We start from the raw sequence: 24,270 nt of genomic DNA, 5'->3' as shown, positions 1-24,270 counted from the left end.
TGGAGGGAACGCGGTGGACAACAAGACACGCGGAATGATGGAGATGGTTGCGGCGATGGTGATCTCGGGCACCATCGGCTGGCTGGTGGTGATATCCGGGCGACCGGTCACCCAGGTGGTGTTCTGGCGCTGCGCGTTCGGCGCGCTCGTGCTGTTGCCGGTCTGCGCGGCCAAAGGCTATCTCCGTCCCGGCAGAATCAGCCGGCGGCAACTGGCGCTGGCCGTCGCTGGCGGCCTGGCCATCGTCGCCAACTGGCTGTTGCTGTTCTCGGCCTACTCCGGCGCGTCCATTTCCATCGCCACGGCGGTCTACAACACGCAGCCGTTCATGCTCGTTGGCCTTGGCGCGTTGTTCCTTGGCGAGCGCCTGACGCTCGCCAGGTTCGGATGGCTCGTGCTGGCGTTCGGCGGCATGCTGCTGATCGTGCGCGCAGGGCCCGATGCCGGCGCCATGGATGGGCGCTATCTCGTGGGGATCCTGCTGGCACTGGGCGCCGCGTTCTGCTACGCGCTGGCCGCGCTGATCGCCAAGAAGCTCAAGGATGTTCCGCCACATCTGATCGCGCTGATTCACGTGATCGTCGGCACGGTGACGCTGCTCCCGATGAGCCTGCAAGCGGACTGGCCCACCGGTGCGGCGACATGGACGACGCTGGTCACCCTCGGCTTCGTGCATACCGGCGTGATGTACATCCTGCTGTATGGCGCCATCCAGAAACTCTCCACCTCGCTGACTGGCGCGTTGTCGTTCATCTATCCGATCGTGGCCATCCTGGTGGACCGGCTCGCGTTCGGCCATCACCTGCACCCGTCGCAGATCGCCGGCGCCACGCTGATCCTGCTGGCCGCCGCGGGCATGACGATGGGATGGTCGTGGCGCAAGCGCCTGCCGTCGGCCGCGCGCAAGCCGTCCGCCTGACAGCGGTCAATCGACTTCAATGACGGCCGGCCTTCGTCCACCCGGCGTCGTGACACCGAGCCAACGGGCGAAGAGCTTGAGCGTCAGCCCGTTGAAGAACAGGTTCAGCAGCACGAAGCCCGCCGCCATGGCCGCCGCGAAATGGCGGGTGTCTGGCGCCAGATCCTGATTCCGGGCCAGGCAGATGGCCAGTGTCAGCGTCACGGGACCACGCACGCCACCCCAGGCAATCAGCAACTGGTGCGAGACCGGCAACGGTTTGCAGATGCCAATCCGGCTCATCATCGGCATGCTCACGGACAAGATGCCGAACCGGCTCGCCACCGCCGCGACCAGCACGAGCAGCAGGATGACGACGTCGATCATGCGCAGGTCGTCGAGCAGCGACGGCACGTGTGCTGTCGCCAGCAGCAACACGCTGGCGCTAGCAATGGTGGCCTGATAGAGCCACAACTGGCGAAACAGCTTGACGTGCGATGCAGGGCGCCGCGAAAGCATGATCCGCCCGACCACGAGCCCCGCGCACACCACCGCCGCCACGCCCGACACATGCAGCACGCGCTCCGCGAACGGATAGATCAGGTTAGGCAACGCGAGCGATAGCGAGTACTCGGCGAACGGCGGGCTGCGCATCGCGCCCGACACGAACACCAACACCACGCCCACGAGCCAGCCGACCGCGCAACCGCCAAGCAGCGAGAGAAGAAACTGGGCCAGCGGAAAATGCGCGGCATCGTGTGTCGGCATGACCGAAATCACGCCCGTCAGCAAGGTTGTGATCGCAATCGCGGCGGCATCGTTGAACAGGCTCTCGCCTTCGACCAGCCGAATCAGCCGCGCCGGCGCGCCACTGCTCTGGAACAGGCCGATGACGGTGGACGGATCGGTGGTGCTGACGATCGCACCGAGCAAGAGGCAGGCGATCAGTCCCTGCCCGCTGGTCAGGTAAGCCACCGCGCCGACGCTCAGCGTTGCCGCGACCACGGCGCCGATGGCCAGCAGCAGGATTGGGCCGAGGTCGGCGACGAACCCTGAACTATCGACCTCGATTGCCGCCTGAAACAGGATTGGCGGCAGGAAGATCCAGAGATAGGCCTCGGGCGGCATGGCCGGCGACAGGAACGGCGCGATGGTGTTGGCTGCGAATGCGGGCGCGACATGCTCTAGCGCCACATAGCCGAAGCCGATAGTGACGCCGGCGGCCGTCAGGATGATCGGGTCGGGCAACCGCACGCGTTGTGCGATGACATGGCAAATGGCGATGAAGAACAGCAGCACGCCGACTCGCGTAGTCAGTTCAATGGCAACGTCCAAGGTTGGGCTCCTGATGCGGATGGGGAGTTGGCTGAGGGCGCTGGCGGCTCTTCCGGCACTATTGCGGGACGAGCATTGAGTAGACCGGTTAGATGCACGGCTGGCGGCCAAGATTCTGCCGATTCGCGCAATTCCGCATTGCAGAGTGACGGCGGAGCCGTGCGGAGCCCCGCGCTGCAAGGCGGGGCGGGGTATTGCCTCCCACCGGTGACCGTATGCGATCCGCCACAACCCCTGCGTGGCATTGACCGTGCGGGTCGCCGTCGCTAGGATAGGCCGGCGCCAGCCCCTGCCTGGCCGGCGCGGCAAACGGCGCCGCAGGCCGGACTGCGCAACCGAAGTGGCCGATCGACCAGACCATGACCCACCAGCCCCCGGCGATGGACGCGGATATCCGCGTGATGCTTGTAGAAGACGACCCGGCCACCAGTGCCCGCCTGACTTCCGCGCTTGCCAGCGTGCCCGGCATCCATGTGATGGCAACCTGCCACAACCGCGTCAGCGCCTGCGAGTGGCTGACCGTCAATACGCCCGATGTGGTGCTGTGCGACCTGGGCCTGCCCGATGGCTCCGGCATTGATGTGATCCGCTTTGCCCGGCACCGGCACCCACACTGCGAGTGCATGGTCATCACCATGTTCGGTGACGAGGCCAATGTGCTGGCCAGCATCTCGGCCGGGGCCACCGGCTATCTGCTCAAGGACGCTTCCGACGAAGACCTGCGCGCTTCCGTGCGCGAACTTCGCGCGGGCGGCTCTCCGATGAGTCCCGTGATCGCCCGCCGCGTCATCAACCGGTTGCGCGATGCGAACATCCCTGCCCCGCGCGCCGTCCGTGCGGAACCGGCTACGCCGTTGTTACCAGAAGCCGCCGTTGCGCTCTCCGCGCGCGAGTCCGAGATTCTCGACCTCGTCGCGCGCGGCTACACCTATGCGGAAATCGCCCGGCACCTGTCGATCAGCGTGAATACGGTGGCGGCCCACATTCGCAACATCTACGGCAAGCTGGCCGTGAACTCGCGCTCCGAGGCGGTTTTCGAAGCCCACAAGCTTGGTCTGCTGAAATCCATGTGAGCCGCACGGTGATCGCGCGCCTCGCTTCCGCCCCGCGCTCCTCGCGATGGATCGCCTTGCTGTTCGGGTTCGTCACCCTGGCCGCGCTGATGCTGGCCGCGTGCTCGTCCGTCGGCGACGACAAGCACGAAGACAAGCGCGAAGACGCCACCAACGCCTCCACACAGATCTTCAGGCAAGCCGATGCCACATTCGGCGCGATCCACTGCAGCGGCGGCGCAAACGCACACGCACACGCACACGACAACGCCGCTGGCAGCACTGGCTCGCCATCCGCACCGGTCTCGCTGCCGTACTACTGGGACCGCGAATTGCCGCGCCAGAGTGGCACGGCCACTTTCCGTATCCGCTTTCCCCATGAGGCTGGCGACCGCGAAGGTCTGGGGTTCTACCTCGCACGCGCGGCCAACAGCTTCGAGATGCGTCTGAACGGCAAGCTGCTGGCCACTGCCGGCGACCTTTGCGCGCCGGCCCTGTATGGCGGACAGCGTCCGCTCCATGTGCCCGTGCCGCAGGCCATGCTGCAGCCCGACAACGAACTGTTGGTCACGATCTCCGCCCGGGCGGACGCGCGTGGCGGCCTGTCGGCGATCGAGTTCGGGCCCGACAGCGTGACGCGCGCGCACTATGACCGCGCGCTCTGGTTCCGCGTGATCGGCCCGCTGGTGATTGCGGCTGTCAGCCTGGTGCTGGCCGGCATCTCGCTGATGATCTGGTGGCGCCAGCGCGATCCGCTGTTCGGGCTCTATGCGCTGGCGGAGATCGCCTGGGCCATCAGCCTGGCCGAGTTCTTCCTGACCGACGCGCCGCTGCCGCGTGGTCTCTGGCAGGTCATCATCCTCTCCGGCCGCGCTGTCTTCATGCTGGCCACCGCGAAGTTCGCATTCATCGTCATCGACGTGCGCGCGCGCTGGCCGGGCTGGCTGGTCAACGGGTATCTGTGGCTCAAGCTGCCATTGATCCTGCTGATGGCCAGCGTACTCAGCATGCCCTACCTGAAGCTGGCCGACTGGGCGGTCAACGTGGTGATGGCCTGCTGCGTCGGCGGCGCGCTGGTGTGGTCGGCATGGCGTCGCCCCAATCGCGAGCGCATCGTGCTGGCCGGCGCGCTCGGGCTTGCCACGGCACTCACGCTGGCGGACTTTATCCGGATCACCATGATCGGCGACTTCTACTGGGAAACCGCCCTGACGAAGTACGTGTCGTTGCTGTTCAGTCTGGCGATGGCATGGCTGCTGGTGGAACGCTTCACCGGTACCAGCCGGATGCTGGCGGACCTCAACCGCGATCTGGATCGGAAGGTGGCGCAGAAGGAAGACGAACTGCGGCAGCTCTACGCCCGATCGCGCGAGATCGAACGCGAACAGGCCGCGATAAAGGAACGTGGCCGCATCATGCGCGACATGCACGATGGGCTCGGCAGCACGCTGGTTGGCGCCCTCAGTCTGGTGCGCTCGGGTCAGACCTCGTCGCCGGTCATGCAGAAGCACCTGCAGCAGGCCCTCGACGCGCTGAAGCTCTCGGTCGACGCGATGCAGGACACCGGTGGAGACCTGGCAGCCGTGCTCGGCACGCTGCGCTACCGCCTGCGTGAACGGCTCGAAGCGGCGGGCATGACAGTGGACTGGCAGGTGGACCGCCTGCCAGAACTGAAAGGACTCACGCCCCAGATCGTGCGTGAGTTGCAGTACCTGCTGCTCGAAGCGTTCTCGAACGCCATGCAATACGCGGCGGGCGGCGTGATCCGGGTCATCGCGCGCAGCCTGCCCGACGATGCCGACGATGCCGACGATGCCGACGCGATCGTCATCGAGATTCGCGACAGCGGACCGGGGTTCGATACCACGGCTGCGTCGCAAGGTCATGGATTGGCCAACATGCGCAGCCGCGCGGCCAGCATCGGCGGCGAACTGCAGATCGAATCGTCGCCCCACGGCACGGCCGTGCGCCTGCTGCTGCGTCCGGATCGCTGGACGGATACCGCCATGCCGCGGCCCGAGACAGACCCGGCCTGAATGGTACCTGCGGCGCACGCTATCGCACGCACCGACACCCACACCGACACCCACACCGCCGTCCATATACGCCTGACGCATAAGCGTATGTCTGCTTGATCGTTCTCCCCGCGGCGGGTCGGCCATACAATGGCCCAACGCCATGGCACATGCCACGACGACATCCATCAAGAACAACAGGGCCAGAAGGGAGAAGACGATGAAGCTGGGCAAGGGACTACGTCTGTTCACCGCGCTGCTTGCGGTAACGGTGATGCAGGCTGCAGGAGCAGCGGACCCCGACAAGAAGGAGATCCGCTTCGGCGCCACCGCCGGCCCCTATGCCGACCAGATCCGCTACGGGGTCAAGCCAATCCTCGAACAGCAGGGCTACAAGGTCACCATCATCGAGTTCAGCGACTACGTCCAACCGAATCTGGCGCTGGCCGACGGCGCCATCGACGCCAATGCGTTCCAGCATGTGGTCTATCTGAAGAAATTCTCGAGCGACCGCAAGCTGGCGCTCTCCGAAATCGTCCAGGTTCCCACCGCGCCGATCGGCATCTATAGCCGCAAGCACAAGTCGCTGGCCGAGGTGAAGACCGGCGCCACCGTATCGCTGCCCAATGACCCCACCAACCTGGCGCGGGCCATCGCGATCCTGCAGCAGATCGGCTGGGTCACGCTCAAACCCGGCACTGATGCCGTGCGCGCCTCCGAGCGCGACATCGACGGCAACCCGCACAAGCTCAAGCTGATTCAACTGGAGGCAGCGCAGTTGCCGCGTTCGCTGGACGATGTGGACTATGCCTTCGTGAACGGAAATTTCGCGCTGGCTGCCGGCCTGAAACTCACCACCGCGCTGGCGCTTGAAAAGATTCCTGACTACTACATGAACCTGGTCGCCGTCAGGACCAGCGATCTGAACCGGCCTTATGTCGCGGACATCCGCGATGCCTATCGTTCACAGGCATTCAAGCAGGTCACGCAGCAACGTTTCGCGGGATTCGTTGCGCCGGCATATCAACGTTGATGTGGCACGTGTCGGGCTGGTCAGCCAGCCCGGCTCTTCAGGGATGCCTGGAGGCCGATCGTCAGGGATGACCTGCCGCTTTCGGCATCCAGAGACGATGACCCGGATGTTTTTCCCTTTGTCGTTACCTTCGGGGTCAGCCGGGCGGGGCTCGTACCGCCATATTCTGGAAGCGTTTTCGGACCTGCCCCATGACATGCCAAGGTTCAAGGACGAGGCACTGCGAACCGCGCCCGGCATCGTCGCCACGGATGGGCAGAAGTAACGCCGCCTTCTTGCCAACGGCCCGTGTCCGCCAGGCACGTAGCCATCTTCGCGTCACGCAACACAGGTAAAACGTCCCGGAGGATCAGGCCCTCGCCACCAGAAGGCGAGCCTGCGGATGGAAACAAGCGCGACCCGGCATAGCACCGGTCAAATGTATGCCAGCCAGTCATTGGCGCGTCATCGACGCCGCATAGCATCTCGCGCTTCGCAGTCCCCACAACACCCCGTGCCCAAGTCGCGCGATTCCATCCGAGCCAATCCATGCGTTTGCATTACACACTTCCAGCCGTGCTCCTCATGGCGCTACCCGCCCATGCCGAGCTGATCATCAGTGAGTACGTCGAGGGTACCTCGAACAACAAGGCCATCGAGATCTACAACCCCGATGCCACCGAGGCCGACCTGTCGCTCTACAAGATCGAGCAGTACAACAACGGCGTCACCGCGCCGAATGCCACATTCCAGCTCACCGGCAAGCTCGCGCCGGGGTCGGTCTACGTCCTGGCGCACAGCACGCTGGCCGCGGTGCTCGGCTCCAAGGTCAACCAGACCGCGACGTTCACGTTCAATGGCGACGACGCCCTCACGCTCACGCGCTCAGGTACCGTGGTGGACCATATCGGACAGGTCGGCTTCCAGCCCCCGTCAGGTTTCTGGGGTACGGCCACTGCCGGCACCAAGGACCACACGCTACGCCGCAAGGCTTCGGTGACGCAGGGCGACACGGATATCACCGCGGCCTTTGATCCGGCTGTGCAGTGGGATTCGTTCAACGTCGACGACTTCTCGGACCTGGGCCTGTACAACGGCGCGGGCACCGTCACGCCGCCGCCGGTCGCAGCAGTGTGTGGCGCGCCGGCGACACACCTCGCGGACGTCCAGGGCGCGACATCGACCTCGCCGCTGGCCGGCCAGAACGTCGAGATCGAGGCCGTGGTCACCGCCGACTACAGCGGCACCGGCGGTTTCAGCGGATTCTTCGTGCAGCAGCCCGACGCACAGCGCCGCAAGCTGCCCGGTGTCTCCGAAGGTATCTTCGTCTATGCGCCCGGCGTAACCGCGCGCGCCGGCGACCTGGTCCACCTGGTGGGCAAGGTCGAGGAGAAGTACGGCCAGACGCAACTGACGCTGGCTGCGAACGGCCTGGCCAGCTGCTCCAGCGGCAACAAGGTGACGGCAGTCGATGTCACGCTGCCGCTGGCTGACGCCAAGTCGCTGTCGGCCTATGAAGGGATGCTGGTGCGCCTGCCCCAGACGCTGACGGTCAGCGAAACCTACGAGCTTGGCCGCTATGGCAGCGTGCTGCTCAGCAACGGCCGCCTGCCACTGCCGACCAACGTGGCCCCGGCCGCGAACGGCGCCGCTGCGCAAGCTGCCGCCAACGCGCTCAATCGCCTGGTGCTGGACGACGGCTCGAATCTGCAGAACCCCGCCACTGTGCCCTACCCCGCCCCGGGCCTGTCCGCGGCCAATCCGGTGCGTGCCGGCTACACGGTCAGCGGCGTGCAGGGTGTGCTCGAGATCCGCTACAACGCCTGGCGCCTGCAGCCGGTACCGGGTGCCGCCGCCCCCGCGTTCAACGCCGCCAGCAATCCGCGCACGGGCGCGCCCACGCGCCATGCCCAGGCTGACGTGCGCGTGGCCTCGTTCAACGTGCTGAACTACTTCAACGGCGACGGCAAGGGCGCTGGCTTCGACGACCCGAACAACCGTGGCGCCAAGTCGCAAGCCGAGTTCGAACGGCAGGAAGCCAAGATCGTTGCCGCCATCCGCGCGATCGACGCCGATGTGGTCGGCCTGATGGAAATCGAGAACGACGGCTACGGCGACCTGAGCGCCATTCGCCGCCTGACGAGCCAGCTCGGCGCCGACTGGCGCTACGTCGATCCAGGCCTGCCCAAGCTGGGCGGCGACGCGATCACCGTGGCGATCATCTACAACAGCCGCAACGTGGAACCGGTGGGCGTGCCCGCCACGCTGGCCATCGACGACAAGAACCGCCAGCCGCTGGCCCGCACGTTCCGCCGCCTGGGCGGCACGCAGAACTTCACGGTGGTGGTGAACCACCTGAAGTCCAAGGGCTGCACCGGCGCCACCGGCAAGGACGCCGACCAGGGCGACGGCCAGAGCTGCTGGAACCCCACCCGCCTGCGCGCGGCGGGCCTGATCGCAGACTGGCTGGCTACCTCCCCGACCGGCGTGGCCGACGTGGGCAAGCTGCTGATCGGTGACCTCAACAGCTACGCCAAGGAAGATCCGGTACTGCTGTTCGCCGAAAAGGGTTACGCCGACATGGTGGCAAAGTTCGTAGGCAAGGATGCGTACAGCTACGTGTTCGGCGGTGAATCAGGCTACATCGACCACGCACTGGCCACTTCCGCACTGGCAGACCGCGTGCGTGCCGTGCATGAATGGCACATCAACGCAGACGAACCGATCGCGCTTGAATACTCGTTCGCGTACAAGAGCGCCGAGCAGCAACAGACGTTCTATGCGGCCGACCCTTACCGTTCGTCGGACCATGATCCGGTGCTGGTCGATCTGGCCCTGAACACGCAGTCGACCGGTGGTGGCACAGGCGGCAATGGTGGCTCGTCTGGCGGCACCTCGGGCACAGGTGGCACTGGTGGTACCAGCGGTACGGCGGGTTCCGGTGGCTCCAGCGGATCGGCCGATTCCGGCAACTCCGGCGCCGGCTCGATGGACCCGTTCACGTGGCTGACGCTGGCCGCTGGCGTGGCAGCGCTGGCACGCCGCCGCTCGTGGCGCTCGTGGGCAGTCTGAACGCCCTGGCGCGCCGCAGGCCTGACTGGCGGTGGCGAAGCCCGGTCCATCCGGGCTTCCTCGCCGTCGCCCTGCTGATGCTCGCGCTGCAGGCGGGCGGCGCCACGATGGCCGATGCGTTACGGTACGAACGGTCGGCCATCGCCAGCGGAGAAGTCTGGCGACTGGTGTCCGGCCACTTCGTGCATCTGGGCTGGACGCACTGCCTGCTTAACGTCGGGGGCGTGGTGGCGCTGGCGGCAATCCTGCCCGCGCCGCTGTGTGCGTGGCGCTGTTGCCTGCTGCTGGCCACGATCATTGGTCTGGCTCTGTTCGCCACCTTGCCCGGTCTGCAGCACTATGCCGGGTTCTCGGGCGTCAACTACGGCCTGGCCGCGCTGGCACTGCTGCCGCGTGCCCGCGCGGAAGCAACCGCCGCGCTGGTGCTCGGCGTGCTGATTGTCCGTGCGCTCTGGCAGTGGCTGGGCGGTGGGGGCGCGGCGGATGCCGCATGGCTGGGCGCGCCACCGCTGGCCGCCGCCCATCTCGCCGGGCTGGCAAGTGGGGCGGCAATCCTCTTCCTGCCCCTGATGCGTCTGGACCGTCTGCCTGTCGGACCCGTCAAACGCTCAGAACTTGTGACGCAGCCCCACCGCGATGCCGAACATTGAGCTCTGCCCGTTGGCCAGGGCATAGCTGTTGCCAAGCGACAGGCTGTTGGCATAGAAAATCGCGGCGGACTCCATCGCCAGACCGGCGTTCTTGGTGTAGGCCGCCGTCACGTAGACGTCAGTCCGCTTGGAGAACGCATAGTTGGAGATAGCCGAGATCTGCCACGGGTTGGCCAGGTGCGCATCGCCGAACTGATTCTTGACGTTGTCGTAGTTGTACTCGAGCGTCAGCCCGATGGCCGTCGTGATCTGGTACGTCCCGCCGATCCAGTAGAAGTCATCGCGCAGGAACTCGGCGCCCTGCTGGTTCTTGTTCTGGCCCCACCGGTATCCCGCCATGACCTTCGCCGGCCCAATCGCGTAGCTGGCGCCGACCGTGGCCTTCTTGAAGGTGCCGGTACCAGCATTGGTCGGCTGCGCGGTGGGCGCGATAGTCGGATTGAACTGGTCGTAGCCCACCACCACGCCAAGTGGTCCGGTGGCATATACCAGTGCCGCGCCGTAGGCCGTATCACGCCGGAACTGTCCCGGTACCTCGCCGTTGCCGCCGAGGATGAACGGGGCGCCCACCGTGGGCGGCAAGGCCAGGCCCGTACCGAACGAAAAGTGCCCCAGCGCCGTGATCGGCCCAAAGCTTCCCGTGTACTTGATCGTGTTGTCCTCACGGAAATTCGCGCCCGCCATGACCACGACGGGCTCGTACTGCGTCGCGTACGCGGCTGGCGCGAAGTTCGCCAGCGCTTCGAACATGGAGGTGTACTGCCGGCCCAGCGAAAGCTGGCCATAATCGCTCTGCAAGCCCACGAATGCCTGCCGGCCAAACAGGCGGCCGCTCTGCTGCGAGGTGCCGGTATCAAGGTTGAAGCCGCTCTCCAGCACGAAGACGGCCTTCAGGCCGCCCCCCAACCCTTCCGAGCCGCGCAGGCCCCAGCGCGAACCCGACACACCGCCGGAATCCATGCGGAAGACGTTGTTCGACGGGCCAGGGTTGAAGCCATTCGCGGCAACCGGCACGGCGCCCAGATGGTTGGCGAATTCGAGGTTCGCATCGACGACGCCGTAGAGCGTCACGGTCGACTGGGCGTGCCCGACACTGGCGCCGGTGCATAGGATTGCCACTGCAAGATACTTCCGCTGCATCTTGAGCCCCTCCGCTTGTTGTTCTTCTTTATCCGGACAGCAAACGCCCCCCTCCACCGATGGCGCTCCCAGCCATGATGGAATCTCTCCAGACAATCTTCCGGTACTGCCCACACTGCGGATGTTCGCCAGGCCACCGACGTGCCTGCCTGAACCAAGCGTATGTGTTGAACGCGCGTTTTGCCACGTTTTGCCGAACTACTTCAACGCACGTTGCGAAACCGCGACGATCGCAATGACACAACACGCGCCCGCCAGCAACATCAGCAGATTGGCGGTGCCGATCAGCGTCGCCTGCTGGTCGATCAACCGTGACAGGCGTGCCAGTTCGGCCGGGTCGATACCCTGCTGGAATTCAAACGGCGTCACATGCGCAACCAGTTGCGTACGCGCGATCGCCTCGTCATATTGCAGCCACAGGCTGGCCAGCCCAGTCCCCGCCGCCGATGCGATCTGGCGCACGATGTTCTTGAACTGATAGCCATGAGCGAAGTCGTCCACGCTGAACTCCGCCCACGTCAGGCCAGCCACCAGCATCAGCACGAAAGGCAGCGTCAGGTTCTGCAGCACAAGCACCGGCAGGATGACTTCGAGCGAGGCGCCGGGCATCATCCGTTGCGAGAGCAGCCACGCGGCCATGGCGAAAATCAGATAGCCCAGCGCGATATACCGCCGCGAGCCGGGCAGCGATGTGCCCCAGAACGTGAACGCGGCCGCCGCTGCGAAGCCCAGCAACGACGTGGTGGTGAGCACCGTGCCGGTGGTCTGGAAGGTGAACCCCATGCCGTTCTGCAGCATCGTGGAGATGACATAGGTCCACAGCCCGTTCAGCAGGTAATAGATGGCGTAGAACGACAGCCCGATCAGGAAGCGCCGCCCCAGCAGCAGCTTCGGGTTGAGCCACGGGTCCGGATGCCGGCGCAGATACACCATGCCCGCTGCGAAGAGCGCGATGCCGGCCATCGGCGTGAACGCCACCGAGGGCGAGTTCGCCAGCTCGTAGAACCGCAGGTCTCCCAGGCCATGCAGCAGCGTCAGCGCGCCCGCCCCGAACAGGATCACCGTCACCCAGTCCATCGCGTGATAGTCGACGTCCCACGGCGCCACCGTGACCGTCAGCCGGGGGGGATAGGTGAGCACGACAAACAGCAGCGTGGCCAGCGCGATCCCCGCCTGGAGCACGAACACCATCTGCCATTCGGCGTTCTCGACCAGTTGCGCCGTGATCCACGGTGCCGCCGCCGGCAAACCCATGCTGCCGATATTGAATCCGATGAACAATGGCCGGCGCTCCTCGCGCGCGGCGGCAAGCTGGATGATGATGCGCGACGCTGCGAACAGCCCGCCCGCGCCGAAGCCCTGCACCGCGCGGGCCAGCGCAAGCTCGAGCGGATTGCGGCTCAGGGCGCATAGCGCCGCGCCGGCGGCGGCGATAACCAGCCCCGCCATGGTGAAGCCACGGTAGCTGATGTCGTGCGCGAGACGCCGCAGCATCAGGTTGGCCACCACCGCGGCTGCCGCGTACGACGTCAGTGTCCAGAGAAAGTCCTCGGGGGATGCGTGCACGCCACCGCGAATGTGGGTGCCGGCCACGCCCATCATCGCGGACGCCCAGAAGTCGACCCCCGTCGAGCAGCCGAGGGCCAGGCCGATCATGTAGACCCGCACTGCGGACAACTCCGGATGCTGGCTCAGCAAGGGCTTGCTTGGCATGGGGGGCGACCACCGTTCTGACCGTTGGACGGATGCGGGCACTGGCCTGTCACGGCGCGCGGGGGGCGCGTCGGACGCGACGAAATCAGCATAGCAGATGCATACTGCCCGCACGCGGGCAAAACCGCGTGCCGCTATACTCCGTGCATCCCACGCCCTCGGCCGTTCATTGCGGCACACCAGACACCATGACGCCAGCCACTCCACCCATCGCAGTCGTTGGCGGGCAACCCGTGCCGGACAGCCATGCCGGCGCCACCTCCCGCAACGGCGCAAAGGTGCCGTTCGAGACCGGCATCCGGTTGGCCGGTGTCGGCAGGTTCCAGTATCGCCTCTTCGTCATCTTCGGCCTGGTCTGGCTTGCCGATGCCATGCAGGTGCTGTCGATCGGATTCAGCGCGCCATCCATCGCCAGGACGTTTGGCATCACGATGCCCCAGGCGCTGCAGACCGGCACGCTCTTCTTCGTCGGGATGCTGGTGGGCGCGATCGTCTTCGGCCGCCTGGCCGACCGCATTGGCCGCCGCCCCGTGCTGATGATCGCCATCGTCATCGACGCGCTCTCCGGCATCGCATCGGCCTTCGCGCCAGAACTGTCCTGGCTGCTCGTGCTGCGTTTCCTGACAGGCGTCGGTGTCGGCGGCACGCTGCCGGTCGACTACACCATGATGGCCGAATTCCTGCCCAGCGACCGTCGCGGCCGCTGGCTGGTCCTGCTCGAATCGTTCTGGGCGATTGGCACGATCTGCCTGGCGGTACTGGCGCTCGTGGCGCTGTCCCATGGCGATCAGGCCTGGCGCGTCATCTTCCTGGTCACGGGCATTCCCGCGCTGATTGGCGTTGTCCTGCGCTTCTACATTCCGGAATCGCCGATGTACCTGAACCGTAGCGGGCGATCGGACGAGGCCCGCAAGGTACTGGAACGGGTGGCGAAAGCAAACGGCCGAAACGTCGAGATCCCGGCCCTGCAATCCGAAGTCGTCGCGCCGAAGTCGGTCTTCACGCTGTTCTCCGGAACGTTCCGCCGCCGCAGCTTCGCGCTATTTGCCGCGTGGGCGCTGATCTCGATCGCGTACTACGGCGTGTTCGTCTATCTGCCGATCAAGCTCGGCGCGGAGGGCTTCGCCTTCATGCGCGGGCAGGTCTTCCTGGTCGTCCTCGCCATCGTCCAGCTCCCCGGCTTCGCCTTGTCCGCTTACGGCGTCGAGCGCTGGGGCCGCAAACCCACGCTGATCGGATTTCTGCTGCTCAGCGCGGTCGGCTGCATGCTGTATAGCCTGGGCACGTCTCCCACGGTCGTCGTCGGCTCCACGTTGCTGATGAGCTTCGCGCTGCTGGGTACCTGGGGCGCGCTGTATGCGTTCACACCGGAGGTCTACCCGACCGACCTGAGAGCCACTGGAATGGGCGCGGCCGGTGCGGTGGCACGTTTCGGCGGCCTGTTCGCACCCGCGATCATCGCGCCAGTGATGGCCACGCATTTCACCCTGGCCCTCGCGTTGATCTCCAGCATGTTGCTGGCCGGCGCCTTCGCCATCGGCATCGTCAACGTGGAATCGAAGGACCGCGCGCTCGATTGAGCAGGGCCCAAGGCGGGTCTCCGACTGGACCGGACAGCCCCTTCCTCGGCCAATCTACCCCTGCATTGAAGTCGGTCTACTTGCCGGCCTGACCGACGGCCTCCCATGGCACGCCGTCGCCGCTGACCGCGACGGCGCCCTTCGCCATAGGGATAAATCCTCCCCCCTCTTGCTCCACATTGGCAGGACGCCCCACCCCTCCCGGAGGGGGTTCCGCCCCGGACTGCGCGATCTAATGCGCATCAGCCCACCTCCATGTCCTCCCAGGCACCGGCAAACGGTGGGCGATCACAACACAAGACCAATACGGAGAAGACAGAGCATGAGGAAGCAGGCTATCGCGCTGGCGGCTCTCGCCGCGGCCAGTGTCACAGCACACGCGCAATCGAGCGTCACGCTTTACGGAGTCATCGACGGGTCGATCGAATACGTCAATCGCGTGGCGTCGTCCGCCGCCACGCCCAACCAGGGTGGCAGCCGCTTCGGCATGCCCAGCGTGGGCGGCCTGTCGGCGTCGCGCTGGGGCCTGCGCGGCGTCGAGGATCTGGGCGGCGGCAACCAGGCGCTGTTCGTGCTGGAGTCCGGCTTTCAATGGGACACCGGCGCGCTGCAAAGCGCCCCCTTGTTCAACCGCCAGTCGTACCTCGGCATCCAGAACGCCACCGTCGGCAAGTTCTCGTTCGGCCGTCAGTACACGTCGTTCTTCGACGGCATGGCCAACTTCGCCCCGCTTCGCTTTGCGGCCACCTATGAGCCGGGCATCTGGTGGATGGGCCTGAACTACCGCGAAGACAACATGGTCAAGTACACGGGCCAGTTCGGACCGTTCCAGGCCGTGGCGCACTTCTCGTTCGGCACCGGCGTGGCCGTGCAGAACGCCACCATCCTGCTGGCCAATGGCGGCGCCGGCGAAGTGCCGGGGCACTTCTCCGACAACACCGGCTACGGCGGCTCGCTGATGTACCTGAGCAACGGCCTGGGATTCTCCCTCGCGGCGGATGAATGGCGTCCGGCAGCAGTCACCGGCCAGCCGGGCAAGATGACCAAGCTCGGTGCGGCGGCTCTCTACAACACCGGGCCGCTCAAGTTCACGGCCGGCTATCGCTACAACAAGGGAGAATTCTCGAACGGCGGCACGCTGCTGCGCGACGACTACTGGTGGGCAGGCGTGAACTATCAGGCCACGCCGGCACTGGGACTGTCCCTGGCCTACTACTTCGCCAACGTCAAACAGGCCAGCGCGGCGGCGAACACCCCGACAAGCAATCCGCCCAACATGCATCAGGTCAGCTTCATCGCCGACTACAACTTCAGCAAGCGCACGGACGTCTATCTGTCGGCCGGCTGGGCGCACAACGGTGGTCTCAGCTTCGACGGCGCCGCCACGGCCTATGCCTTCAAGTACCCGACCATGACCGGACAGCAGAACATGGTCGGGGTGACGGTAGGCATCCGGCAGATCTTCTGACCTGGAACCCTATTCCTTGTCTCAGCCCTTGCGGTGGCCGACGGCGGCCACCGTTCTTTTTTTGGGGCTCTTCGTCGATTTGCGGGATGTGGGAATGGACTCAGAACGACCCACAAGGGACGGTCGCAATTCTCCAAGGCGGCCATTCGCCAACGGTGCAAATATCCGACGATGCCTGGCCATATTCGTAGTCGCTTTCGGCCATGCTCAGTTACTGCGGTACGTCCATCTGTGCATTTTCAAGCTCGACATGCGCTTCGTCGACTTTGCGTTGACGATCGGCGATTTTCTTCGCGCTCTTGCCGTTGGCCTTTGCTTCCTGCAGGTCACGCTCGCGTTCAGCCAGTTTCTTTTGCGCCGCGACCACCTTGCGTTGTGCGTCGCTGCGCAGCACAGCATCGGTGCAATTGGCATTCATTTGAGCAAGCGCTGCTTCGAGGCCATCTACGCGCTTCGCATTACCGTGTGCTTTCGCGTAAGTGATTTCTCGCTCTATCGACTGGCGCTTCGCATCACAACCGTCAGTTTGAGCGGCGCATACCATCGGGGAAAGGACCACGCCGAGCAAAAATGCTTTGATCACGATATTCATGAGAGGCCTCGTAGTAGTGGCGCGTTGATCGTCGACTGTGCATTCGGCAGAGATTATAGAGCGCTCGCAATTGGCTGCCCTGTCGGATACCGTTCCAGACGAACAGTCCCCTGAATTGCCGACGGCCCGGATTCATCTGGTTACGTTTCGTGAACAGACTACCTCTAAGCATAAGCGCAACGGGTCGCTCTCAATCGCCGCTCGCTAAGGCCTATATAAGATCACGGCTGAGTTCGGACAGAGCAGCGACTAAACCGTTGTTCGACAACGTTGGTCCCCCACTGCATCCCCTCTGATTCGCTGGTCAATTGAAAACCAAATGATTCATATAGGTGGCGCGCTGCATCCAGGCCCTTGAACGTCCAAAGGTACGTCTCACTAAATCGCTCATCGACAAATCTCATCGCGCGTGACATCAATTGCCGCCCGACACCGGAACCACGCAACGAATCGTCCACGATGAACCATCGCAAATGAGCGATACCCGTTTCATCATCTCCATCGATTGCCACAGAAGCGAGAGAGCGACCATTTTCGGCGTAGAGCCATAGCGCCTTGCCATCGGCTGGCAATGTGCCAGCGAACTCGGCAAGCTCTCTCGCCACCTTCTGCTCGAAGAACGCGCCGAAGCCCCAGTGCTCTGCGTAGAACCGGGCGTGCAAGCTTGCTATGTCACCGATGCAGCCGGGTTGATAGCCCTCCTGAATCTGCGTGGCCAGGACGCGTCCGGGGGCCGCTTCAGTTGAGTGGTCTTGCGCGAGCGCGTCGGCGTACAGCGCGAGAGAACGAACCAGGACTTGCTGGTCGGCAGGAACCATTCGTCGAAGCGCACTGGACACCTGATCTGTCGCGAATCGGTCAATTTTTCTCCGGAGCTTCTGCCCTGCCTCTGTTAAATACAGCTCAGACGAGCGCGCATCCTCGTTTGCAACCTTGCGGTTCACGAGTCCGCCAGCCTCCAGTTTTGCAACCTGTCGACTTGTATTTGATTTGTCGAGGCGCAAGATGTTGCCTAAGTCCTTTGCACTGATCCCTGGCGTTGCCCCGATTTCGATGATCGCGTGAACAGCCGAAGGTGCAAGATCACTGTCAGCCAAGGTCGTTCGCATGAAGCCTAATTCGCGAACCAGTTTTCGGGAAAAGTCCCGGAGCTCGAGAATCGTTGTCTCTCGGGATTTGGCTGGAAGATCGACAAGGTCCATGTGCGGGCTCAAATAAGTTGCGCATCGCAACCAACATAGTTGCGATACGCAACCATGTCAAGGTCCGCTTTATAGTGGTGTTGAGTTGTGGCGCGCTATTGCTCGCCTAAACCCTACAGGCGTAAGACATTGGCCGCTGAAGGTTCTTTTGTCATGGTGCAGCGGACGTACACGCAAGCCGGCGGAACGTCGCAGCCTGGCCGGGAAGAGCCCGATCGAGTCGGCGGCCGACCTGTCGGCGACGACGGGCTGTGGCCGACCCTTGGCGGTCCCTGACATTGCTCCAGAGCGGACATCCCGATGGGCAAATTCACCGTTCGAACGCAGCGTCGCCCGTTGAACCATGACATTGGCCGCCCACAGAAATAGAGACCGTCACGCGACGGCCTCGATACTCGAATTTCCCCTGGGCAGGCCACTTGCGGCCGCCGCAGTCGTAGTGCCGATGGAGATCGGCCACGCCCAGCGGCAGATCATGGTCTCTGGGTTCAGCAATGCTTTAGACCCATTCTCATAGTGGCCGCTACCAACGAGACGCGTAATGCTGCCGGTGCCACCACCTTCAGCGCGAGCTCGTCGTCGTCCGCTTGAGCGGCTTACTTTCCGCTGGCCTCGAAGCCAGCTACTACCCTGGCGACAATGTCGGCCTTCTTGGCAAAGAGTTCGCGATGCCCAGCGTCCTCCACCCATTCGACAGTGACGTCTGTGCCAACTGCGGTTGCGCGTTCTGCGTACGCCTTTGAGCTTGCCGGAGCCACAATCGTGTCCTTAAGTCCTTGTATGACCAAGACCGGCGTTTCGGAACGCTTGAGCCCAGCATTGTTTCGACGTAGTGCATCTATCCACCCCGGATTATCTGTGACGTTGGATGTCACAGCAGGACCGGCTGCTGCTACTGCGCCAAACAGGGTAACCACGCAGTTCTGATGCGAAGCTGCCAGAAGCTTCTGGCCGTCGTCGGTAAAGAGGTTCTTGTCCAGGTTGTAGGCATCCGGGTAGGCGACCGTGCCTACCAGAATCTCCGCCGCGTCTTGACGCGTGGCTCTGATGTCGAGCGCCGGATGAATGGGATGGCTTGTCTGGAGCAATACCAGACGACGCTGGAAGACGCGCCCGCGTGAGGGTTCGGCGGGCGGGCCGTCAGCCCTTTAACCGTGGGGCGGAACGGCTTCCGGGTCCATCCACATCACCTCCCAGATATGGCCGTCCGGATCCTCGAAGCTGCGTCCGTACATGAAGCCGAAATCCTGGACAGGCGTGGGGTCCGCCTTGCCGCCGGCGTCAGTCGCCTTCTGCACGAGGTCAGACACCTCTACTCGTCCGCCCGCTGACAGACACAGCAATACCTGCGCCTCCGCGTGCGCGTCGACGATTCGCTTCCCCGTGAACTGCCGCCATTTGTCGTGCGTAAGCAGCATGGCGTAGATCGTCTCGGAGATCACCATGCATGCCGCGGTTTCATCAGTGAACGCGGGATTGTTGACCGCGCCAATGGCTTCGTAGAAGGCCTTGGATCGCGGCAGGTCTGTCACCGGCAGGTTGATGAAAATCTGCTTGTTCATGATCTGGAGTCCTGTATTTGAGCGATATTTGAACTTCGGTTGTTGATGTAAGCCATGAAGCGATTGCCATGGCATCTTTCGGGCAAACAGTGAAAGAAGGTATTCGACTGGACCTCTTTCGGCCTGCGGCGCGACCGGACAAGCGTGCTGTACTTCCATCGCACATCACTGCCGCACGGACGGCCGGCCGGCGCGGCGCCATCAGCCAGATCACCGGCGCGCAGGAGAGCATCGCGATGACCGCGGCCGTGGCACCCGTAAAGCGGGCGAGGTCAGCAGCAGGATAGGCAGGAGCATGGGCGGGCCGCCTCGCTCAGTCGGTGAAGCCACCATCCGTCAACAGCGAACGGCCGGTGACCCAGGCCATATCTGGCGAGACCAGCGCCGCGATGACATTGGCAATATCTTCGGGATCGGCCAGCCGGCCCAGCGGCGTCCTTTCGCGCGCCTGATCCAGATGCGCTTGGGGAATGCCGGCGGTCATATCGGTGCGCGTGATGAAGGGCGCCACGGCATTGACGCGGATCCTCCGCGGCCCGAGTTCGAGCGCAAATGCGCGGGTGAGCGCGTCCACCGCCGCCTTGCTGGCCGAGTAGACGCCGGCCTCGGCCGTGGGTGCACGGGCAAGATTGCTCGACACATTGACAATGCTGCCGCCCGCCGCGCCGAACAGCGGTGCGAACGCCTGCGTCATCAGCATCACGCTGAGTGCGTTGTGGTGGAACTGTTCGTCGAAGAATGCGGCATCCAACTCGCCGATCGGCCGCGCGCCGTACACGCCCGCGTTGTTGACGAGGATGTCTATGCGGCCACGCTCGTTCGCGATGGCGTCGGCCAGTGCGTGGACAGAGTCGGCGCGGCTGACGTCCGCCTGGAACGCATGAGCGCGGCCGCCGGCGCCCCGGATCTCATCGATCACGGTCTGCGCCGTCTCGCGCTGCTCGCGGTAGACGACAGCGACGCTGGCACCGCGAGCGGCGAGCGCGATTGCGGTGGCGCGGCCGATGCCGCGGGAGGCGCCGGATACGACGGCGACTTTGTCTTTCAGGGACACGAAAGTGCTCCGGTAAGGTGCGGGCGAGAATGAGGCCCGTCGATACGGAGAACGTTATCGGCTCGCCCCGTTGGAAGGAAGCTGGCAGATTGCAACGGGGCGTTGCGGAACTGGAACGGGCCCGCCGGACAGGAGGGATCAGGCGATGGCCTGATCGGACGGCCACCTTGCGCGCACCAACTCGAGGAACACACGCACGGCGGACGTCATGCCGCGCCGGCTCGGGTACATCGCGTACAGCGTGGCTGGGCGCGAGCGCACGGCTTGCAGCACGGGCACCAGCGTACCGGCATCGATGGCGTCCTGGCAAAGATAGGCCGGCAACTGCGCCATACCGGCGCCGCGCAGCGCGAGTTCGCGGATGGCCAGCAGGTTATCCACGGCAATGCCCGGCGTGACAGCGATATTGATCGGCTTGTCGTCTGCGTCGACGAACTGCCATGGCCGCGGATTTGCCAGTGTGCCCTGCGCGAGGCAGGGGTAGTCAGCCAACTCGTCGAGGCGCGCGGGCGGGCCGTCGGCTTCCAGCAACGACGGATGGGCCACGACGATCGACGCCGACGTCGCCACCGGCGTGGCGATCACGTCCTCCGAGGCGAGCGGCACAACTGCCGCGCGGATGACAAGGTCCAGTCGCTCTTCGGCCAGGTCGACAAAGCGATTCGAGAGCGTCAGTTGCACCTGCACGCCCGGGTGGGCGCGCGCAAACTCGGCCAGGATCGGAGGGAGCGTGGTCTCGGCGATCAGCACGGAGGTATGGAGGTGGATCACGCCCGATGGCTCCGCCACGGCGCTGCGCGTGAGGGCGCCGATCTTGTCGACGTGCGCGGCCGCCTCCAGTGCGTGCGCGAGCACCGCCTCACCAACCGGCGTGAGGCCGAAGACCTGCCCCGCCCGGTGCAGCAGTCGCACGCCGAGCGCACGCTCAAGTGTCGCCACCCGGCGGGACAGCCGCGACTTGGCGATGCCGGTCTGCCGCTCGGCGGCGCTGAATCCGCCGGCATCGACCACGTGGATGAAGAGAAGCAGGTCGTCGAGATGTGCGCCGATGCTCTGCGGCATGGGGGCGGATTCTCTGTGGGCGGCGGAGGCCGCTCGGGGATCTGGCATAGGAGGCGAAGGCGCGGGGCCGCGAGATTGCGGGAAAGGTAGATGCTACGACCCTGACAGGCGCCTGGGAAGGCCGTGGCCGCCGATCTGCCGGCGCTCGGGTCGCCGCCCGACCTGCGCCTTAAGCGCTCCACAGCCACGGGACTGAGCAGCCGGCGGCTGCAACGGCTGGAGCGTGGGCGCCCTCGCCTTTGCTCGGGCTCCCGTTGTCCGGAGCGCACGGCGGTCTCGTTCCTGCTGCGTTGCCGGACATGCTTCTGGACCAGACGGAGTACATGGGCAGCAAGAACACCGGGGCCAAGACGGTCCCGGTGTTCTTGCCATGAGCGGGTAGGCCCAGCAAATGCCCGGAACATTGGGTGGCCGCTGCGAATGTCCCCTTTTGGCCGGTCTCAGCCTTCGGCCCGCCCACGCAAGGGCTTGGGACGCGAGGCTGAGCGACTGCGATTGGCTCGATTGCTGCCGATGCTGTCAGCTTCGCGCTAGCTCTGATTAGAGCTTGGGGAGCTGACGGTGCCTTGAAAGCCGGTGATCGAAGAACGGCTGGGACTACTGAGCACGGGACGATGAGCCGTAGAGGAACGTCGTGGGGAGGCTCCGCAGGAAGGGGCCCCAAACCAGGTCCACCTTTTCCCAATATTTTTTACCCGGGTAATATTGACGGCGATTTTTATCCGGGTATAATTCGGATCATCAAATCTCACCTCGCCACCATGTCACCAGACAAGTCCAACTCCCTCACGTGTTCCGGTGGCAACCGCCGTGTTACCACCAGGCCTGTTCGTCCGAGCATCGTAGAGTCGACCTCGCCTTTGTGTCTCGCAAGGGTTGTCTCGCGGGGTACAGGCCACCGCCCGGCGGCGATCGACGACTCGCGGCTGCTGCCGTTTTCGGGAGTCGGGGACAGCCCTTCGGCATAGACACCGCGTCACTCCAAAAACCCGCTAGTGCCCTTTCTCGGACGGTCTGCTGTCAATCCGGGCGGGGAGCCCTTTGTCCAGAAAGAGAAAATGACCTCCAGTTCGTCAATCGCACCCGCTGCTCCAGCGACCTCCCGCCCGCTGTGGCGTACATACCTGGCCATCCTGCTACCAATGATTCTGACAAACACGCTGCAGGTTGCAGCCGGAACCATAGATGGCATCTACCTGGGGCAGATGCTCGGCGTTAAGGCCATAGCGGCCGTCTCGGCCTTCTTTCCGGCGTTCTTCATGCTCCTGGCGATCATCATAGGATTGAGTACGGGTGCCACGGTGCTGATCGGCCAGGCATGGGGGGCACGCAACCCGGAGAAGGTGCGCTCCATTGCAGGAACCGCCATTGCATTGGCACTGACCACAGGCATTGTCGTCAGCGTCGCGGGCGGCGTGTTCGCTTCATCGTTGCTGCAGCGGCTGGGAACGTCGCCAGACATCCTGCCCGAGGCCACGCTGTATGCACGCATCATGTTTGTTGGCTCACCACTCATCATTCTGCTGTGGCTGATGACTTCGATGAGTCGGGGAGTTGGTGATGCCGTCTCGCCATTGTGGACATTGGCCGTGGCAACCATCATCACCATGATATGTACACCAGCCCTGATTTGCGGCTGGGGTGGCATGCCTCGATTGGGGGTGGCCAGTGCGGCCGTCTCGACGCTGGTCGCGTTTGCGCTGGCGCTAGCGTGGATGGCTCGCCGCTGGCTTCGCGCTTCGCATCCACTGGCACCAAATGTCGAACTGCTTTGCCAGATCCGCTTCGACTTGCCCACGGTACAGCGCATGTTGCGTATCGGCATTCCGTCGTCGCTTCAAATGTTCACGGCGGCATTGGCCGAGATCGTGCTGCTTGGCCTCGTCAATGGCCATGGCTACAACGCAACTGCGGCCTATGGTGCCGTGAACCAGGTCATGAGCTGGATTCAGTTGCCCGCGATGTCCCTGGGCATCACTGCTACGGTTCTGTCGGCGCATGCAATCGGCGCAGGTCGCAACCAGCGTGTCCTCGACATTGTGCGGGCCGGCCTCTGGCTGAACATCGTGGTCACAGGTGCCGTAGTTTCCATCGTGTACTTCATGGCTCCCGCGGTCATTTCGCTGTTCTTGACGGATGGCCCCACTGCCTCCCTCGCTCAGGATTTGCTGCGCACAGTTGCCTGGAGTGTCGTGATACTGGGTGCAGCCAACGTCGTTGTCGGCGCGATGCGCGCTAGCGGTACGGTTTTGTGGCCCGCGATGCTTGGCATGGTATCGATCCTGGGAGTGGAGGTTCCGTTCGCCTATTGGCTGCACAGTCGCATCGGAATTTCCGGGATATGGTGGGCTTACACCGTGGGATTCGGGGCCATGCTGCTGCTCCAGTCGATGTACTTCCGATGGGGCTGGCGTCGTCAGCGCATCGAGCAGCTCGTGTAGCGGGCGAATTCGCTCGTGACGGTGGTAAAACCTGACGGCTTCGCCCTGGCAGCCTCCGGCATGACCGTTGGGAACCTCGGCGGACATTTGCATTGTCGATGCCGAGCGTCCGTCTCCGACGAACTCTGATGTCGGTCCGCCCGCCCACAGGCGGGCTGGCGCCAGAGGCAACTGCCGACCCGGAGCGGTCCTTTATCCGTTCGAAGTCTGCGTCCCCTATTCGAGCAAAAACGGACGCTGAACCGCGCAGTAGCTTCTGGCCGAACCGAGGAGTCTGCAGGCCGCCAAAATCTCGATGCACGGCCGGACTTGTTGAACTCGCAGTATCTGCACTCCCGCCGTTGGTGGCACAAGTGCCGCTTACTTCTCGGTGCGTGGTACCTGCAGCCTCGACGTCCAAAGCTGCTGGCACGAGGGTGAGG

18 protein-coding genes are annotated in these 24,270 nt (G+C 64.3%); 9 read left to right on the top strand and 9 right to left on the bottom strand.

Features of this window, described 5'->3' with window-relative positions:
- Positions 1-13: 13 nt before the first annotated feature.
- On the top strand, positions 14-919 hold the full coding sequence (locus K6G35_RS24495) for a DMT family transporter (protein ID WP_017513544.1): 906 nt from the start codon (positions 14-16) through the stop codon (positions 917-919).
- A 6-nt stretch (positions 920-925) separates the two neighbouring features.
- Here K6G35_RS24495 and K6G35_RS24490 read toward each other — a convergent pair whose 3' ends face one another.
- On the bottom strand, positions 926-2,233 hold the full coding sequence (locus K6G35_RS24490) for a cation:proton antiporter (protein ID WP_495676472.1): 1,308 nt from the start codon (positions 2,231-2,233) through the stop codon (positions 926-928).
- A 359-nt stretch (positions 2,234-2,592) separates the two neighbouring features.
- Here K6G35_RS24490 and K6G35_RS24485 point away from each other — a divergent pair, with 359 nt between their 5' ends.
- The 5 genes from K6G35_RS24485 to rrtA all read left to right on the top strand — a co-directional run bounded on the left by K6G35_RS24485 (position 2,593) and on the right by rrtA (position 10,034).
- On the top strand, positions 2,593-3,306 hold the full coding sequence (locus K6G35_RS24485; protein WP_008642462.1) for a response regulator transcription factor: 714 nt from the start codon (positions 2,593-2,595) through the stop codon (positions 3,304-3,306).
- Positions 3,303-5,321 (top strand): sensor histidine kinase, encoded by a 2,019-nt coding sequence (locus tag K6G35_RS24480; protein WP_495676471.1) that lies wholly within the window; start codon positions 3,303-3,305, stop codon positions 5,319-5,321. The genes K6G35_RS24485 and K6G35_RS24480 overlap by 4 nt, the downstream gene beginning before the upstream one ends.
- Positions 5,322-5,520: 199 nt before the next feature.
- On the top strand, positions 5,521-6,333 hold the full coding sequence (locus K6G35_RS24475; protein ID WP_008642460.1) for a MetQ/NlpA family ABC transporter substrate-binding protein: 813 nt from the start codon (positions 5,521-5,523) through the stop codon (positions 6,331-6,333).
- 528 nt (positions 6,334-6,861) lie between these two features.
- On the top strand, positions 6,862-9,384 hold the full coding sequence (locus K6G35_RS24470; RefSeq protein ID WP_286881981.1) for an ExeM/NucH family extracellular endonuclease: 2,523 nt from the start codon (positions 6,862-6,864) through the stop codon (positions 9,382-9,384).
- A complete protein-coding gene (gene rrtA, locus K6G35_RS24465) occupies positions 9,315-10,034 on the top strand; it encodes a rhombosortase (protein WP_234707055.1) in 720 nt (239 codons plus the stop codon). Before K6G35_RS24470 ends, rrtA begins: the two co-directional genes overlap by 70 nt.
- Here the strand turns inward: rrtA and K6G35_RS24460 are convergent.
- Together K6G35_RS24460 and K6G35_RS24455 are read right to left on the bottom strand one after the other, a co-directional pair.
- On the bottom strand, positions 9,993-11,174 hold the full coding sequence (locus tag K6G35_RS24460; RefSeq protein ID WP_008649262.1) for a porin: 1,182 nt from the start codon (positions 11,172-11,174) through the stop codon (positions 9,993-9,995). The genes rrtA and K6G35_RS24460 overlap by 42 nt on opposite strands.
- Before the next feature lie 198 nt (positions 11,175-11,372).
- The gene (locus K6G35_RS24455; RefSeq protein ID WP_186425855.1) at positions 11,373-12,887 is read right to left on the bottom strand and encodes an MFS transporter; all 1,515 of its coding nucleotides are present in this window, start codon (positions 12,885-12,887) and stop codon (positions 11,373-11,375) included.
- A gap of 188 nt (positions 12,888-13,075) precedes the next feature.
- Between K6G35_RS24455 and K6G35_RS24450 the strand changes: the two genes are divergently transcribed.
- Together K6G35_RS24450 and K6G35_RS24445 are read left to right on the top strand one after the other, a co-directional pair.
- A complete protein-coding gene (locus tag K6G35_RS24450) occupies positions 13,076-14,467 on the top strand; it encodes an MFS transporter (RefSeq protein ID WP_495676470.1) in 1,392 nt (463 codons plus the stop codon).
- A gap of 322 nt (positions 14,468-14,789) precedes the next feature.
- Positions 14,790-15,935 carry a porin gene (locus K6G35_RS24445; protein WP_008649256.1) on the top strand — a complete coding sequence of 382 codons (1,146 nt, stop codon included), beginning with the start codon at positions 14,790-14,792 and terminating at the stop codon, positions 15,933-15,935.
- Positions 15,936-16,146: 211 nt separating this feature from the next.
- Here K6G35_RS24445 and K6G35_RS24440 read toward each other — a convergent pair whose 3' ends face one another.
- The 6 genes from K6G35_RS24440 to K6G35_RS24415 form a co-directional block, all read right to left on the bottom strand.
- Entirely contained in the window at positions 16,147-16,527 is a 381-nt protein-coding gene (locus K6G35_RS24440; protein ID WP_035883858.1) for a DUF1090 domain-containing protein, read from the bottom strand.
- A gap of 221 nt (positions 16,528-16,748) precedes the next feature.
- Positions 16,749-17,729, bottom strand: a complete 981-nt coding sequence (locus tag K6G35_RS24435; RefSeq protein ID WP_186425853.1) for a bifunctional helix-turn-helix transcriptional regulator/GNAT family N-acetyltransferase — start codon at positions 17,727-17,729, stop codon at positions 16,749-16,751.
- Between the two features lie 596 nt (positions 17,730-18,325).
- Positions 18,326-18,817 carry an alpha/beta hydrolase gene (locus tag K6G35_RS24430; RefSeq protein WP_186425852.1) on the bottom strand — a complete coding sequence of 164 codons (492 nt, stop codon included), beginning with the start codon at positions 18,815-18,817 and terminating at the stop codon, positions 18,326-18,328.
- A gap of 60 nt (positions 18,818-18,877) precedes the next feature.
- The gene (locus tag K6G35_RS24425) at positions 18,878-19,291 is read right to left on the bottom strand and encodes a VOC family protein (protein WP_008649245.1); all 414 of its coding nucleotides are present in this window, start codon (positions 19,289-19,291) and stop codon (positions 18,878-18,880) included.
- A gap of 313 nt (positions 19,292-19,604) precedes the next feature.
- On the bottom strand, positions 19,605-20,345 hold the full coding sequence (locus K6G35_RS24420; protein WP_008649243.1) for an SDR family NAD(P)-dependent oxidoreductase: 741 nt from the start codon (positions 20,343-20,345) through the stop codon (positions 19,605-19,607).
- Positions 20,346-20,483: 138 nt separating this feature from the next.
- Positions 20,484-21,407, bottom strand: coding sequence for a LysR family transcriptional regulator (locus tag K6G35_RS24415; RefSeq protein WP_495676469.1), 924 nt, complete (start codon positions 21,405-21,407; stop codon positions 20,484-20,486).
- 1,058 nt (positions 21,408-22,465) lie between these two features.
- Between K6G35_RS24415 and K6G35_RS24410 the strand changes: the two genes are divergently transcribed.
- On the top strand, positions 22,466-23,848 hold the full coding sequence (locus tag K6G35_RS24410; protein ID WP_495676468.1) for an MATE family efflux transporter: 1,383 nt from the start codon (positions 22,466-22,468) through the stop codon (positions 23,846-23,848).
- Positions 23,849-24,270: the final 422 nt, after the last annotated feature.

This window comes from Cupriavidus sp. HY129 (genome assembly GCF_059492215.1).
Note: the sequence above shows the minus strand (reverse complement) of the source record. Positions and strands in the feature narration are given on the sequence as shown.

Coding starts and splice junctions, on each gene's coding strand:
- K6G35_RS24485 (WP_008642462.1), top strand. CDS start 2,593: ATGACCCACCAGCCCCCGGCGATGGACGCGGATATCCGCGTGATGCTT.
- K6G35_RS24475 (WP_008642460.1), top strand. CDS start 5,521: ATGAAGCTGGGCAAGGGACTACGTCTGTTCACCGCGCTGCTTGCGGTA.
- K6G35_RS24470 (WP_286881981.1), top strand. CDS start 6,862: ATGCGTTTGCATTACACACTTCCAGCCGTGCTCCTCATGGCGCTACCC.
- K6G35_RS24460 (WP_008649262.1), bottom strand. CDS start 11,174: ATGCAGCGGAAGTATCTTGCAGTGGCAATCCTATGCACCGGCGCCAGT.
- K6G35_RS24455 (WP_186425855.1), bottom strand. CDS start 12,887: ATGCCAAGCAAGCCCTTGCTGAGCCAGCATCCGGAGTTGTCCGCAGTG.
- K6G35_RS24450 (WP_495676470.1), top strand. CDS start 13,076: ATGACGCCAGCCACTCCACCCATCGCAGTCGTTGGCGGGCAACCCGTG.
- K6G35_RS24445 (WP_008649256.1), top strand. CDS start 14,790: ATGAGGAAGCAGGCTATCGCGCTGGCGGCTCTCGCCGCGGCCAGTGTC.
- K6G35_RS24440 (WP_035883858.1), bottom strand. CDS start 16,527: ATGAATATCGTGATCAAAGCATTTTTGCTCGGCGTGGTCCTTTCCCCG.
- K6G35_RS24435 (WP_186425853.1), bottom strand. CDS start 17,729: ATGGACCTTGTCGATCTTCCAGCCAAATCCCGAGAGACAACGATTCTC.
- K6G35_RS24425 (WP_008649245.1), bottom strand. CDS start 19,291: ATGAACAAGCAGATTTTCATCAACCTGCCGGTGACAGACCTGCCGCGA.
- K6G35_RS24415 (WP_495676469.1), bottom strand. CDS start 21,407: ATGCCGCAGAGCATCGGCGCACATCTCGACGACCTGCTTCTCTTCATC.
- K6G35_RS24410 (WP_495676468.1), top strand. CDS start 22,466: ATGACCTCCAGTTCGTCAATCGCACCCGCTGCTCCAGCGACCTCCCGC.